Origin of the sequence: Paenibacillus sp. FSL L8-0494, assembly GCF_038003695.1 — a bacterium.
In the GTDB taxonomy this organism is placed as follows: Bacteria; Bacillota; Bacilli; order Paenibacillales; family Paenibacillaceae; genus Paenibacillus_AQ; species Paenibacillus_AQ odorifer.
This window is the reverse complement of sequence record NZ_JBBOPQ010000001.1, coordinates 1653953-1669411: the sequence shown is the minus strand read 5'-3', so window position 1 is coordinate 1669411 and position 15459 is coordinate 1653953. Positions and strand designations below refer to the sequence as shown.

Annotated in this window: 10 protein-coding genes; all 10 read right to left on the bottom strand. The window is 46.6% G+C overall.

All coding sequences use genetic code 11. The features are described from left to right. Positions 1 to 138: 138 nt before the first annotated feature. Entirely contained in the window at positions 139 to 1872 is a 1734-nt protein-coding gene (locus NYE35_RS07435; RefSeq protein ID WP_076098898.1) for a family 10 glycosylhydrolase, read from the bottom strand. 37 nt (positions 1873 to 1909) lie between these two features. Next, on the bottom strand, positions 1910 to 3556 hold the full coding sequence (locus NYE35_RS07430) for an extracellular solute-binding protein (RefSeq protein WP_076179000.1): 1647 nt from the start codon (positions 3554 to 3556) through the stop codon (positions 1910 to 1912). A 33-nt stretch (positions 3557 to 3589) separates the two neighbouring features. Next, complete coding sequence (locus tag NYE35_RS07425) at positions 3590 to 4480, bottom strand: carbohydrate ABC transporter permease (protein ID WP_076098900.1); 891 nt, start codon at positions 4478 to 4480, stop codon at positions 3590 to 3592. 59 nt (positions 4481 to 4539) lie between these two features. Continuing rightward, the gene (locus tag NYE35_RS07420; protein ID WP_036675807.1) at positions 4540 to 5466 is read right to left on the bottom strand and encodes an ABC transporter permease; all 927 of its coding nucleotides are present in this window, start codon (positions 5464 to 5466) and stop codon (positions 4540 to 4542) included. A 24-nt stretch (positions 5467 to 5490) separates the two neighbouring features. After that, the gene (locus tag NYE35_RS07415) at positions 5491 to 6789 is read right to left on the bottom strand and encodes a 6-phospho-beta-glucosidase (RefSeq protein ID WP_038569389.1); all 1299 of its coding nucleotides are present in this window, start codon (positions 6787 to 6789) and stop codon (positions 5491 to 5493) included. Positions 6790 to 6832: 43 nt separating this feature from the next. Continuing rightward, on the bottom strand, positions 6833 to 7813 hold the full coding sequence (locus NYE35_RS07410; protein ID WP_341120549.1) for an N-acetylglucosamine kinase: 981 nt from the start codon (positions 7811 to 7813) through the stop codon (positions 6833 to 6835). Between the two features lie 21 nt (positions 7814 to 7834). After that, positions 7835 to 8836 (bottom strand): LacI family DNA-binding transcriptional regulator, encoded by a 1002-nt coding sequence (locus tag NYE35_RS07405; RefSeq protein ID WP_036675812.1) that lies wholly within the window; start codon positions 8834 to 8836, stop codon positions 7835 to 7837. 298 nt (positions 8837 to 9134) lie between these two features. Then, positions 9135 to 12938 carry a GH32 C-terminal domain-containing protein gene (locus NYE35_RS07400; protein WP_076297798.1) on the bottom strand — a complete coding sequence of 1268 codons (3804 nt, stop codon included), beginning with the start codon at positions 12936 to 12938 and terminating at the stop codon, positions 9135 to 9137. An 86-nt stretch (positions 12939 to 13024) separates the two neighbouring features. Next, a complete protein-coding gene (locus NYE35_RS07395) occupies positions 13025 to 13918 on the bottom strand; it encodes an ROK family protein (RefSeq protein ID WP_038569387.1) in 894 nt (297 codons plus the stop codon). 21 nt (positions 13919 to 13939) lie between these two features. Then, positions 13940 to 15421 carry a glycoside hydrolase family 32 protein gene (locus NYE35_RS07390; RefSeq protein ID WP_036675815.1) on the bottom strand — a complete coding sequence of 494 codons (1482 nt, stop codon included), beginning with the start codon at positions 15419 to 15421 and terminating at the stop codon, positions 13940 to 13942. Between the last annotated feature and the right edge of the window lie 38 nt (positions 15422 to 15459).

Here is a 15459-nt window from a genome sequence, read left to right as displayed (position 1 = left end):
TTCATTTCAGATTTCAATTGGATATATCCCCCACCATCACCTTATACCGAAATAAAAAAGGTTAACCAGATATTTCTGGTTAACCTGATAAACGAAAACTCCCCCGGATAAAGAAGAACCGGTGCCCTTGTATTAAGCTTAATCCGTAATCTTCACATTTCCAAACACAGCCTTATTCCTCGAGTCATCCCCGGGATTGCTAAGTGCTATGCCAATATACACCTTGCGGTTCATCGGAATCTGAACAGTTCCGACCGTTTGCCAGTTATTCCCGTTACTCGAAATAGCCCCTTTGAAGGTATTTCCACTTCGGGTCAGCTTTAGCCATCTTGGAGCCGAGGCAGCCGCAGTCTGATCAACCATATTGCCGGCAGTCTCTGCACGATACTGGAAGGTTGCCCCATTTTCGGGGGTAAGCATCATATCTGCATGCTTCGAATTATGACCCAGCGACTCCCGAATCATAATGCCGGCCTTGGCCCAGCCGTCCAATCGGCTAGTGGACTGCACTTTAACAATAATCTCCGCATTGCCTCGCACGGATTGGTATATATAATTCAGTTGATCTCCATTTCCCCAAATATCCGTAGAGCTGCTGCTGAGTGTAAATTGCTTATTGGAAGAATTGTAGGTAACGTTCCCCGGCATGGAACCGATATTCCGCGCCTTCCATCCTGTTGGTAATTGAGCCGGATAGTCTTGTTCTACCGGAGGCGTCCAGCCTGGCGTAGGCCAGGTTTCACGTTCTTTGATATTGGCCAGCTCATCTTCTGGCCAGGCCCCGTAAGCAAAGAACGACAGACGCTTCACACCTGGATAATTCTCGCGGATTCCCTTGTAAATCTCCTGATATTGATCATCTGTCCAGTCATTATCCAGCGTCGCAACAATTTCCACGTCACTGCCGTTAATCCGGTCGCTCGTATCCTTCAGGATGCCGTAGGAAGTGCTGTATACCCAATCACTGTTGAACTCCCAGTCATCAAAGTACGCCATTGGTGCAACAAAGTCGATATCATCCTTGAATTTCGCTACATTCTGCCCAACTTCAATGAATTCTGGCGGCAAAATATACACACCGAGCTGCACATCCGGCTTCGAGGACTGGGTGATATCCTGACGGATATCGCCCACATACTGTCCGATTTGATCGGTCCTCCATTCATTCCACTGCTCACGCTGAGGCGAATCTGTCTCGAAGTCAATGCTGAGCGGTGAATACCCGAACTGCGCCTGATACTTCGCAACCGTATAATCACTGACGTCCATGTTGTAATTGTCGAAGCGGATCCAATCCAGCACAACGCCATCCACATCATAATTCTCGATCACTTCCTGAATAATGGAACGCTCATACTGCTGCACTTCATGGTGAATCGGATTGACGAAGTATTCGTTGCCGTTAGAACCTGTAAACGGAGTCTGAACCCCGTCAACCAGCGCCTGCATCTGCCATTCATCGTGCTCCAGGAAAGCCTGCTGATCATGGAACTGCGGAATCCAGGCATGAACCTTGATTCCTGCAGCATGGGCTGCCGTAATGACAGCCTGCAGGGCGTCGAAATTCTGGTAGCCTTGGGCAATTGGTGCGATATCACTCTGATAAAATACACTTCCAGACGGAACCTCATCATCTTCATCCTGCTTCACGTTCATGCTAATAACATCGACGCCATAGCTTGTAGACAGCGCGATGAAATTCTGGACATCCGTCATGTTCTTAAACTGGTTTACGGTCCGTACAATAACTTCCGTTTCGAAAGGGGGGTTACTCTCCTCCTCGGCCATAACAGGAACGGAACCACCGGCTATCGAAGAAACCAACACGATGCTTAACAGTGCTATGAACCTCGATCTCAACGCAAATGCCATAATCTCGCCTCCACAAGTATAAAATTTTATAATAGTCTTATTTCGTCGCGTTGATTTTCTTAACATTTTCCTGCCATTTTTCGGTTCTGAATTCAAGCAGCTTAGCCAGCCCCGCTTTTTCGGTGTTCTTTTTAGCTGTCTCCAGCGCCGACAGCACCGCTTCATCCGACTTCGCCTGTACTATCTGGGCGTAAGCAAGGGTATAAATATCCCCGATATTCTGTGCGATGATGCCGATCTCCGTATCCGGAATCGGATCGGTATTTACAAACTCCGTGATATCCAACGCGGTTTTCCAGGTCACCGTGGACTGCGCCACGGTCTCCCAGGATTTCTGGTTCGCGGAAAGCAGCGCCTCGAGGCTCATTTTCGCCGTATCAATAAAGGTTGTATTTCCCGCCCAGTTAAAGTCCTCGAATTTCCGCATCGTTTCCGTGCGCTCGTTAGCAGGAGTCGTCTTGTATTTCTCGTTCGGGATTGGCGCTCCGTCCGCATCCTCTTCATCCCAGTACAAGCCTTTAGGACCGAAGAAAAGCACCTTCTGTCCCTCCGGACCCGTAATCCAGTCAAAATAAGCGAAGATGGCCTCTGGATCCTTGGCCTTTTTCGTAATGACATTAACGTTCCAACCCAGCGTCTCAAAGCCGCTTACAAACACTTGTGTTTTGTCTAGACCGGCTTTATGAATCGGCCATATAATCTCATAACCGCTGTCCGGATTATTCGCTGTCAGTGCCCGGTGTCCCTCGGCTCCATACGTAGTGATATTGGATTCGACCATGACTGCTACCCGGTTGGTATTGACCTTTTCTTTGACCGCATCCTGGGTTTGCTGCAGAGCATCCTGCGTAATCAGCCGTTCACGATACAGCTTATTAATATACAGCACCATCTCCTCGTAAGCGGGATCGTCCAAGATAGATGACAGCTTGTCGCCATCCGGATATCCCATGAGTGAAATGAACTTACTGGTGGAGTTCTCCTTAAAACCACCATACATAATTTCCAGACCTGCCCCCTTCTCCCCAACCTCCAGAGGTACTACATCCGGATACTTTTCTTGCACCTTAAGCAAATATTGATACAAATCATCGAAGGTCTCAAGCGCCGGTCTGCCGAGTTCGTTATAAATATCTTTATTCACCATCCATCCGCCGTTGCCGAATTGCCCGGATGTATACCAGTTCGGGATTTGATAGATTTTCCCGTCTTCTGAACGGAGCAAATTCAGGGTGGATTCCTTCACATATTTCTTGAAGTTCGGATACTTCTCATAGTAATCATCCAGCGCAACGAGTTGTCCTGCCTGCACCAGCCGTTCCACTGAGGATCCCCGGTCAGTAAAAATGACATCCGGTAAATCACCGCCGACGATCATCGTGTTGAGCTTTTCTCCGGCCGCTCCTCCGGATTGTATGGGTTCAACAGTAACCTTACGGTTCTCCTGAATCCATTTTGTCGCCTCATTATCCCCCCATGGTGATGTCGTAAGCCAGTCATAGTTTCCATAGAAGCTGAAGGTGACGGGCTTGATCCCGCTGCCGTCATCTGTGGCGGCCTCAGTATTCAGATTTTTCTCGCTTGTGTTTGGTGAAGTGTTAGAATTTCCTCCTCCGCTACAGGCAGCGAGAAGAAGCACCAGTGAAGTCAGCAAAAGAGATACCCATTTCATACGATTGCGCATCTTTTCCCTTCTTTCTACATAATATGGAGACTGCTATTCTTTCATCGAACCGATCATTACGCCCTTAACAAAGTACTTTTGGAGAAAAGGATACGTCAGGATAATTGGAATGGTAGCGATCATCATCGTAGCCATAGTCAGTGACTTCGTGGTAATCGTCCGATTTCGGTTCATATGATCCAGCGCGATAGCATTCGATGAGCCTATTTGGGTCATGATGTTGGAGTTCATAATCTGGCGCAGAAGGGTCTGTATAGGAAGCAAATGATCCTTTGTAATATAGATCGCTCCCGTAAACCAGTCGTTCCAGTAACCTACTGCGGTGAATAAGGCAATCGTGGCCAGCACCGGACCGGAGACGGGAATGACGATTCGGAAAAAAATGCCGTAGTTGCTGCTGCCGTCGATTTTGGCCGATTCCTCCAACCCCTCCGGCAGAGCGTGGAAGAAGGTGCGGATGACAATCATGTTCCAGACACTGATGATGCCGGGGATAATCAGCACCCAAAAGGTGTCCAGCATACCCAAAGAGCGAACTAGTAAATAACTAGGGATGAGCCCTCCACTGAAGAACATCGTAATCATGAAGAACACCATATATTGTTTTCGAAATAGCAATGTCTTCTTGGACATTCCGTAGGCTAACAGTGCCGTGAAAAAGACAGACAATGCCGTGCCGCATAACGTTCTAAGAATGGTGATCAGAAAAGAATTCAGCAGGCGTTGATCCTGAAACACAATATAATAATTTTCCAGAGTAAAAGCTCTCGGTAACAAGGTTACACCACCGAGCGCCGTATCGCTCCCTAGATTAAAGGAAATGACCAGCGCATTCCAAAACGGGTATAGCATGAGTAACGCCAGCAGCGTCAAAAGGATATAAATACTCCGCTGCATGATTTTGTCGCCTAGGCTTAGTCTCATTGTTCACCCCTCCTAAAAGGTTTATGGAGCATCGGAAGCATTCGCTATGAGTAGTAGTACTACCAGAGACTAACATCTGCCCGGCGAGCGATTTTGTTGGCCGTCACTAGCAGAATGACACTGATCACCGCCTTGAATAGCCCTACCGCTGTCGCATAAGAGAATCTGGCATTTAAAATCCCAACACGGTACACATAGGTGTCGATAACATCGGAGTAGGGTCGCAGAATTGGATTGGTTGCCAGCAGCAAAATGTCCTCGAAGCCCGCACTGAGCAGACTGCCGATGGCAAGAATCATAAAGATGATGATAATGGGGGTAATGCTGGGGAGTGTAATCAAGTGAATTTGCTTAAACCGGCTTGCTCCATCTATAGAAGCGGCCTCATATAGGGTTGGATCAATGCCTGCAATCGCGGCCAGGTAGACAATGCTGCCGAATCCGACCTCTTTCCACACATTTACGCTTACTAGAATCGACCAGAAGTATTTGGGTAACGCCAGGAAGTTAACTGGTTCCCCTACCAGATTGAATCGCTCCAGCACATAGTTCACCGTCCCGTTGTCAACGGATAACAGCGAAAATACAAAACCGGATACTATAACCCAGGACAGGAAATAAGGTAAATAACTGACGGTCTGGATAATGCGTTTAAAGCCCATATTTCCTATTTCATTCAGCATCAGCGCAAGAAGAATCGGGGCAGGAAAAGAGATAATCAATTTAAGCAAGCTAATCACAAGGGTATTTCGCATCACATTCCAGAACTCCGGCGCCTCGAAGAACATTCTGAAATGCATAAATCCAACCCAGGGGCTCTTCATAATGCCGCCAAAAATATCGTATTGCTGGAATGCCATAACCACGCCATACATCGGAATGTAGCTAAAAATGAATACAAAGATAATTCCCGGCCAAACCATGGACTGCAAATCCAATTGACTGATAAATTTCTTCCATCTACGCGGTTTCTCGGCCGTGTTCATCCGCTTTTCCTCCTCTGGACGATTCTAGTGAAACAACGGCAACAACGATTTGTTCTTCTCCAGCATTTCATCCAGCAGTTGTTCAGCTACGGTGACCGAAGGCACGAGCGGATGATGAACCATAGCCTGCAGGGCTATATCCCGGTCTCCGTGCACAGCCGCTTCGATGGTGAGGCTCTCGTATTGTTTGACTGCAGCCAGCAAGCCTTTTACGGGCTGAGGAATTATGCGCAGCGGAATCGGCAGCGGACCTTGCTTGGTGACCATACAATTCACCTCAATGGAGGCATCGTCCGGCAAGAAGTCAATAATTCCGTTATTCCTTACATTCAACGTCTGGATATCGCGGGAATCATTATAAATGGAGCGCATCAGCAGCACTGCCGCCTCCGAGTAGTAGGCTCCGCCGCGCTGTTCCAGCTGCTTGGGCTTTTCCTTCAGCTCTACGTTCCGGTACAGTTCAAACAGCTCTTCCTCCACCTTCTTCACTACCTCAGCGCGCGATCCAGTCGTTGCTGCTGCTTCCTTCTGTTCCGCAAGCATCGCGTCCGTCATATAGTAATAGCTCAGGTAATAAGAGGGAATCGCTTTCAAAGCATTCAGAAACCGGTAGTCCCAGGAATCAAACGGCACATTGCTCGCCTTGTAGCTCTGCGGGTAATCAATGAGCTCCTGCAGCTTGCTTTTACCGTCAATCACGATATCGGATACCCAGTGCAGATGGTTGATGCCGACAAACTCCGCGTAGATCTTCTCCATAGGAAGTCCGAAGAACTCGGAGAGCCACTTTTGAAAACCGATCGGTGAGTTGCACAATCCTACGCTTTTTACCGATGAGTATTTGTGAACAGCTTCAGTCACCATACCGGCCGGATTCGTAAAATTCAGCAACCAGGCATCCGGAGCCAGCTCCTCAATGTCTTTGCAAATATCCAGAATGACCGGGATGGTCCGTAGGCCTTTCATCATCCCTCCGGGACCTGTCGTCTCCTGGCCGATGACATTGTATTGAAGCGGAATTAATTCGTCCCATTTGCGCGCTTCCAGCATGCCTACCCGGATTTGCGTGCATACAAAGTCCGCTCCGGCAATGGCTTCCCTGCGTTCCAACGTCTGGACCACGGTAATCGGCAGTCCGGACTCAGCGATCATGCGTTTGCTCAGTTCTGCAATCGTATGCAGCTTCTCCCTTCCCTCCTCAATATCCACCAGCCATACTTCGCGGATGGGAAGCTCTTGGTGATGCAGGATGATGCCTTCAATAAGCTCAGGCGTATACGATGATCCCGCTCCGATGACAACCAGCTTCAATGTTTCCTCCATGATAGACCCTTCCTTCATCTTTTTCATTTTGGTCTTATAAAAACTAGCCTATTGTGTTCGGTACTTTCCCCTGTGATAGATTATCTAGAACCTTCTGATCTACACGCATACCGCTGCTTTCCATAGCCAGAACGACCGATCCTACAACCGGCTCCCGGGTCAAAATCCTTAAAGTGCCATTCGGAGCCGACAACTTCACTCTTCTCTCAATGGCCCGCCGGATGATGCCTGAGCGGTCTCCCTTTGTCAGCAGGCTGCCTGCAAGTACGATGTCGAAGAAGTCCTCCTCCATGCCCAAGCGACGGATGGCCGATACCGCGGCCAAACCCAGCTCATCCCCTTGCTTGACCAGCAGCTCGGTGGCAACCTGGTCCCCTTCCTCTGCCGCTTGAAATAATAGTTCAGCAATATGGGGAGGCAGGTCTCTGAAATGATCCAGGTAATCCTCTCTTAATTCCGACACATTGGAATAGCCCAACAATTGCGTTAAGCGTTCGGTTAGGACCGTCTCCTTCTCTCTTCCCTCATCCGCCCGAAGGACGCTACGGAATACCTCAATACTTAAATCATAGCCACCGCCATAATCCCCGAACCGGTAGCCGAATCCACCACATTGGTATGTAGCACCCAACGGATTTTTACCACTACAGTTCACGCCCGATCCGCAAATCAGCACGATCCCGTAGTTCTTCTCTGTACCTGACCGCAAGGCTATCCATGTATCGCAGGAAATCTCAGTTTGGGGAAGATCAAAGCTGCTGATGATCGGTCGCAAAATCCGGAAATCAGCCTCTCTGTCCGCTCCCGCTAAGCCGAACCAGGAGTAATCCAGCTGATCCTTGGTCAGCCCTGACCCCATAATTGCTTCCGATAGGGCCTGCTGCAAACTGTTCACCGCCTGCTCACGGTTTATTTGATGATTTCCGATCCCACCCTTGCCTACTCCGATGACCTTCCCTTGTTCATCTGCAATCATTGCATGGGTTTTACTGCCTCCTGCATCAACTCCCAAAAAATACTTCACGGATGATTTCACTCCTAAAATTCAAGGTAATCTAACAGATGCGGTGGATTCACGAATGAGTAGCTGCGGAGCGAGCTTCGTTACAGCGGGCGGCATCACCTCCCCATTGATCATTTTTAGTAGTAAATCAACGCCTATATTGCCCATTTGTGCCTCAGGTTGTCTGACCGTCGTTAACCGCGGGTAAAATTCACCTACGAACTGCTGATCATCAAATCCAACAATTGAGATATCGTGGGGTACTCGAATTCCCTCTTCCCGGAGAGCCTGAACCATTCCAAGAGCAATAAAGTCATCCCCGGAAAAAAAAGCTGTCGGCAGCTTATCTTCGCGGATCCATCTCTTGGCCACCTCATAGCCGCCGCTTACTGTAAAGCTGCAGTATTCCGTTCCGAATGGCGTTAACCCGGCATCCTCGAGCGCTTGGACATAACCTCGCTTACGCTCCGCTACACTTAGAAATACCGAAGGGCCGCCAATATAGGCAATTTGAGTGTGCCCAAGATCGATCAAGTGCTTTGTAGCCTCATACCCGCCTTGATAGTTATCGACCACGACGCTAGGCACATCCTCATGCTGAAACTGGTTATCCAGCAATACAAACGGAATATTTTTTCTTTTCAGTTCCTCTACATATGCCTTTTCTTCAAGTGGGGACAACAGGATAATTCCGTCAACGCGATCCTTCTGAAACAGGAAATTGTCGCCCTCATCCTCATTCTCGGCGATCGATAGGGCTAAAAAATACCCTTGCGCTGCCAGCTTCCGGTTCACCACGCGAATAACCCGGTCATAGAAAGAGTCGTTAAAGTTGGTAATCGACATCCCGATGACTCCCGTTTTGCCCCTCACAAGACTCCGCGCTGCTGAATTGGGCTGATAATTCAATTCCTCCATAGCTTTCAGCACTTTCTGTCTATTAGCTTCCCGTACAGAGGGTAAATTGTTAAGCACCCTGGATACGGTCACTACAGAGAGTCCCGACTTTTTGGCTACATCATGTATATTCATCTTAGCTTCCATACCTCCGTCACCCGAAAGTTTAAACGATTAAACTTTTTAGGTAAATAAAAAAACCTTACCTTTCGTGATATTTCTATGTTCTGATTGAAAATTGCACACTGAATGTCAGCTTTGCCTCTATCAAGAACACCAAAATTCTTTACAAAAGTTTTAAGGTTTTAACTAATTTACATTCTACTTACATTTCCAATATCCGTCAATACATAAAATGCAGCCAAAACAAAAAGCAACTCATCCGCAGACAAGTTGCTTTTTAGACACGCTATTCCCCTCTTCCATTGCTTCTATCATCCTCAGGTTAATTGGTAATTACCCATTTTTGTCGATCAAGAGTAGGATCAAGCTCGCTTAGGGACAGTGTCGACCCATCCGCTGATACTTCCAGCGCTTTCTTATGATGAGCAGAAATAATACTTACGGTACCATCATCATTTTTGTGAAAAATCCAACGCTGATTGTTATATCCGAGATAAGGGTATAACTGAATTTTATTTTGCCCTGTGTCTAGATCAAGCGCCTGACCGGCTGTTGTACGAATAGAATAAGTACCTGCATCGTCCCCCGTCGGCACGAATACCCACTTCTGATCCGTAGAATCATTTGCATCCTTCAGTGTAACAGCTTCACCATTTGCGAGATTTGCTGTATAAAGGGATTTCTGTAGTTCTGCATTTACTAGACTGGAAGTGGTTAAATTGGCAGGTGTTTCTCCGCTCACGTTAACGTTTTGATATGAAGCATTTCCGCCAAATACATGTAGTCCAAAGCGGCCTTCGGCAAATGTGCCGTCCTGGAGGTCGATGACTTTCTGCCCATCCACATAAACCACGATATGCGGGCCCTTCGCTTCGATTTTCACTTTGTAGGTTTGACCCGGCTGAATGAACGTCGGAACTTTTGCTAGAATCTGACGCTCTTCAATACGACCGTCGATTTTATAAAACAGACGGATGGACTTCATATTCGGATCCAAATTTAAGTAGTATCCGCTGCGTCCATCTTCGCTGGCACGGAACAACATAGAGCCTGCTCCTCCGGATTTCCCTAACATCATATCTGCTTCATAAGTAAAATCTCCTGCCTGCTTCTCTGCGATATAATTCGCGTCACTCAAGTAATTTCCACGAATCCCATTTTCACCAATGACCCAGGAGGCTGCAGATAGATCTTTAGTCCACCCACTTAAGTTCGTATGAAATTCACCCCCAGATACCTTAACTAATAAGCTAGCTGATGTCTTCCCATTTGGAGTAGAGACGGTAATGATAGACTCGCCTTCTTTTTTAGCTACAAGGGTTGCCTGGGATTTATCCACCACGTTTAGTTCAACTACATCCTTGTTACTGGAATTCCATTTAAGCGGCTGTGCCCCATTACCGGTACCATTCTCTACTATCGCCAAAAGTATTTCGCTTTGCCCCTTGCTCAGTTCGCGATCACTTGTATCCATCATTATCTTGGTAGCTGAGCCCGTCTCCTGATTCCATACAGAGCCTAACTGATTCACCTTCAGAGATACGACTTTTACGTTGCCTCCTTTGGTGTAAAAACTCAAAGCTCTGCTGGCTGGATCCGGAAAAATGACGTCAGAGAAAACAACTTTACCGTTGTTGCCAAAAACCTCAACAGAAGACTCATCTACAAGGATACGCAGCTTAACTCGCTTGTTCTCCGTTTGCATTGCCGCTTCATGTCTTTTACTAAATAGATTCGAAAAATCCGTCAAACCAGATGCAGACCGATCCACGAAAATCCGACCCTCACTAGGTTTATATCCAACAACCGTTTGCTGACTTCCCCCTACACGAACGTTAAAGCCAAATTCACTAACCTGACTACCTGCTGGAATTTCTACTTCAGCTTCAATTTCGTATGCACCAGAGGTAACCCCTTTCAATAGATTCTGAGAAGAAGGACTCACCTCTTTGTTAGCAGTAGAATACAGCTGATTACGCAGCGATTCCAACTCCTTGATCGGACTTTGAGCGAGCTGAATCCCATCTTTTGTCGTTACTAATGAGACTTCTCTTGGGATTGACAGTACGCCTTTCCAATGGGTTGTTGGAAAAGCAAACGGATAGTCCCAGTTTGTCATCCACGCCATCATTACGCTGCGATGATCTGGCATGTTCGAAAAAGACATTGAAGCGTAGAATTCTTTTCCAAAATCTGTTCGCAAAACTTTCCCTGCCGGATTAACATTAACGAATTTACCTTCCGCTGTTAAATGACCCACAAAATATTCAGCATCTGATCCGCCTGTTTTTGAATTCGCTCCTGTACTAATCATCAAAACCCATTTTTTCTGTGATGTTCCGTCTACCGAAAGCTGAAGCAAATCCGGACATTCCCATACACCGCCGCGAACATATTCCCCGTATCCCCAGCTATCTGTTAGGGTCCAATCAAGTAGATTTGTTGAAGTAAAGAAACGAATATGATCTCCACCGGATACAACCATTACCCATCTGTTATTGTCGTTATCACGAATCACTTTCGGATCACGGAAATCCCAACCTCCGGGCTCCCCTCCATTATCGCCTGGATTTCCGATAACCATAGGACGCGTCTTGGAATATTCCCAAGTACGACCTTGGTCCTTGCTGTATGCAAGACCGATACGCTGATTCCCATTCGGGCCATCGGGATTATAGGAAGTGTAGTAGGCAATCAGCCCCTTGCCTCCTGAATCCCCGAACAAACCTGATGCATTCGTCAAATCTGCCACAGCTGATCCAGACCAGACATGCCCATGATCATTCCACGGCAGCGCAATCGGAAGGCGCTTCCAGTTCAGCATATCTTTACTGACAGAATGTGCCCATGTGCCTCCGTCCTGATGGAATAGATGATATTCTCCATCGAAGTAGACAAGTCCGTTAGGATCACTGGCAGAACCACGAATTGGCGTATAGTGGTATTGAGGACGATATTTTTCATTATAATAACTGCTGGCATCCGTCACATAGGTATCCTGGAAGTAAGCCGTTCCCTGTTTAACGACGATTCCTGCATATCCATCGGTATAGGTTTTATCTGTTAGATCGATCGCAGCCGGGGTGTATCCGTCTAGGAAGACCTGAATTCTGTTTCCCTTCGCCTTTATCTCTACATGATGTTTTGCTCCGGTCTGACTTGGATAGGTTTGCTGTGAACTTGCAATTGTTGCTCCGTTAGCTTTCGTCAAACTTACACGAACCTGATTTCCTTCCTTTGTCAGGGATGCTTCATATCCCTTTGTTCCATCAGCCGATGAACGAAATGCGAGCGCTGCAACAGAATCAGGACGAAGAGATATATTTCCTTCATATACAAAATCAGCAGCTTGTTTATTATAAATTTGCTGTGACTTCATCTGGTTTACTGCCATTCCTTTTTTGCCGTTGATATTAGGCTGCCATTGTCCTTTATTTGTAACCACAGCACCCAGATTTCCTTTCAGGTCGCTTACGATAATATTTTGGAACAAAACAGAACCATTCCATACATTGAGCCCTAGCTTACCAGTACGATACGCATGATCCTGAACCTCAATCACAGATTTATATTCGTTGTCCCAATATACTTTCAGTGATGAACCCTCTGCTTTTACCTTGAGATGATAGATCTCTCCTGCCTTAACAGTAACCTTCCGCTCCTCTTTTAATTTCCCTTCACCATCACTTGCGTCTCGTAAGCGGATCATACCTGCATTCGGAACAATTTGGAGCATGTAGGAACCCCAGCCATCTTCATTAGAACGGAACAATAAGGTCGCGTCAGCTTGCATATCCTTGATCATGACATCAGCTTCATAGATAAAATCCTCTGATACCGTTTCGGAGATTGCCATTACATTTTCTTGTGGATCAGAAGTCAGTAAAATCCCTTCAACAGTATCCGCCAACTTACCTTTTCCTTTTATTTGCCAACCTGTCAAGTTTGTGTTTGTTTTGGTTACGCTTTCAAAAATAGAAAGCCCCTCCTTAGCTTGTTTACTTACCTCCTGATCAGCGGGCGCAGCCCACCCAGTACCGGGATTTGCTACATAAATGCCTGCTGAAGTCATAACAAATCCTGTTGCCATGAGAAAGGACAAAACTAATTTCCCTTTATTTCTCATCTTCTTCAGCCTCTTTTCTATCATTAATATTGAAAAACAAGAAGGAGGCCAATTCATTACTGCACTGACCTCCTCTCTATATTCTTTTACAATTGAGCAGAAATCTGACTTTCCAGTGCTGTGAGTCCAAGAGCCAGAGCACCACATAATCCCGCCTGTTGGCCTAGACCTGGTGGAACGATATACTCATCTATGTGTTCTAAAATAGTACTTGAGCTAACATAACCGTTCAGGTTCTGAAGCACGGCCTGCCGAATAAGTGGAAACAATTGTGATTGCTGCATAACACCACCACCCAGAATGATTTTCTGAGGAGAGTTAAGCAATATAGCACCCGTAATCGACTGCGCAATATAAAATGCTTCCATTTCCCATGCAAGGTGATCTATAGGAAGTTCATGTCCCTTCTTCCCCCACCTTGCTTCAATAGCAGGACCTGCCGCCATCCCTTCTAGGCAGTCCCCATGATAGGGACATCCCCCTGGGAATTCATCTTCAGGATGGCGTCTTGTAAGAACGTGACCCCCTTCAGGATGCACAAGACCATGAATAAGTTTGCCTTCTGAATACACTCCCACACCAACACCCGTGCCAACTGTATAGTATAAACAGCTGGATAACCCTTGGGCAGCGCCCCATTTGGCTTCACCAAATGCCGCTGCATTGACGTCCGTGTCCCAGCCAAAGGGAACCGAAAAGTATCTTTTCAAAGTGCCCAGCATATCGTAATTTTCCCAACCTGGTTTTGGTGTTGTTGTAACGTAACCATACGTCGGGCTATCTGGGCGTATATCGATTGGACCAAACGATCCAATTCCGATAGCTTCTACTGGTTTGTCTTGAAAATATTGAATAACTTTGGGCAACGTCAACTCAGGATGTTCTGTCGGGAAACTGATCTGATCTTCAATGGTCCCATTTTCATTCCCGATGCCACATATAAACTTCGTCCCGCCAGCTTCAATCGCTCCTATACGCATATACAAGACTCCTCTCGGTGACTAATTCTTGTCTTGCTCAGCAGAGAGAGTAAGCTCATAGATATCCAGGGAAATCAGCAAGTCATTCTCATTTTCTGCAAACACAGCAATACCTTTAGATTCTAGTCCAGGGAATATAAGATCCGTAATCACTGCCTGACCTCCATTACTAAACACCTCAACGGAAGAGCGATCCACATAAATACGGAGATCATTTGATTCATCAAGCGCTGCGAGTTTGGCTGAATGATGTCCTACGAAATGTTCATGGAAATCATGCTGGCCCGAAGCCTTCCGGTCTACATAAAGTTCCTCTGTGTCACCGTTGATACCGATCACTGTTTGTTCATCCGCACCAATTCTTACTTTGAAACCTACAGATTTACCCCGAGTGAACTCAGCTATAATCTCATAAGATTCCAAGCGAATCTCTTTAAGAAGAGTATTGATTTCTTGCACCGTTGCATTTTTTATAGAAAGGACTTGTACACGAGCTGATTCCAACTCTTGTACCGGCTTCTGCACAAGAAAAGTTCCCCCTTGTCTTGATTCGAGCTGAAGTTCTCTTGCAATTGTCATCGCACCACGGAATTCTTCTGCTGGCGTCTTGTTAGCATACATCCAGTTGCTCATCCAGCCGATAAATAGTCTTCTTCCATCCTCAGCCGGTATATCGGACCAGCTTACACCTGCATAGTTATCTCTTCCATAATCAAGCCAGCGAACTTTTATCGAATCTTCATCTGGCGTGAACACTTCTCCATCAAAATCCCCTGTAAAATACTGTGTTCTTGATCCTTCCACAAAAGCGGGATCCGCACCGATGCTCACTAGCATCACCCATTTCGTGTTCGAAGGATCGCCATCAATGGCCAGCGGGAACAAGTCCGGGCATTCCCATACCCCGTCATGAGAACCGATTCCTTCTCCGAATTCACTGGCAAATGTCCAGTTCATCAGATCAGGAGAATGATATAGACACACCGTTTGACCACAAGCTACAATCATCACCCATTTATTAGTATCTTTATTCCAAAATACTTTCGGGTCACGGAAATCAATGAATGTATCATGTTCAAGTACCGGATTCCCATCATATTTCGTCCAGGTTCTTCCGTTATCTTTACTATAGGCCAAGCTTTGACGCTGAATGGCTGGCTTGCCTTCCGGCATATCCAAATGGTGTGTAAAAATTGCTACTAGACCTGGTTTATCTTCAAAAAATCCAGTCGTATTGTTCCAGTCGACTACGGCACTGCCGGAAAAAATCATACCTAATTCATCTGGAGCAAGAGCGATAGGCAGCTCCTCCCATGTAACAAGATCCTTACTGACCGCATGGCCCCAGTGCATAGCGCCCATAGTCATTCCACCTGGATGGTGCTGAAAAAACAAATGATATTCATCCTCAAAATAAACCATTCCGTTTGGATCATTCATCCACTTTTCCTTAGGGGAAAAATGATACACTCCGCGGTAATTTTGTTTCGCAATCGTAGACATTATTGTTTTCTCCTTTACTCCCGAACACGGTCTTTACC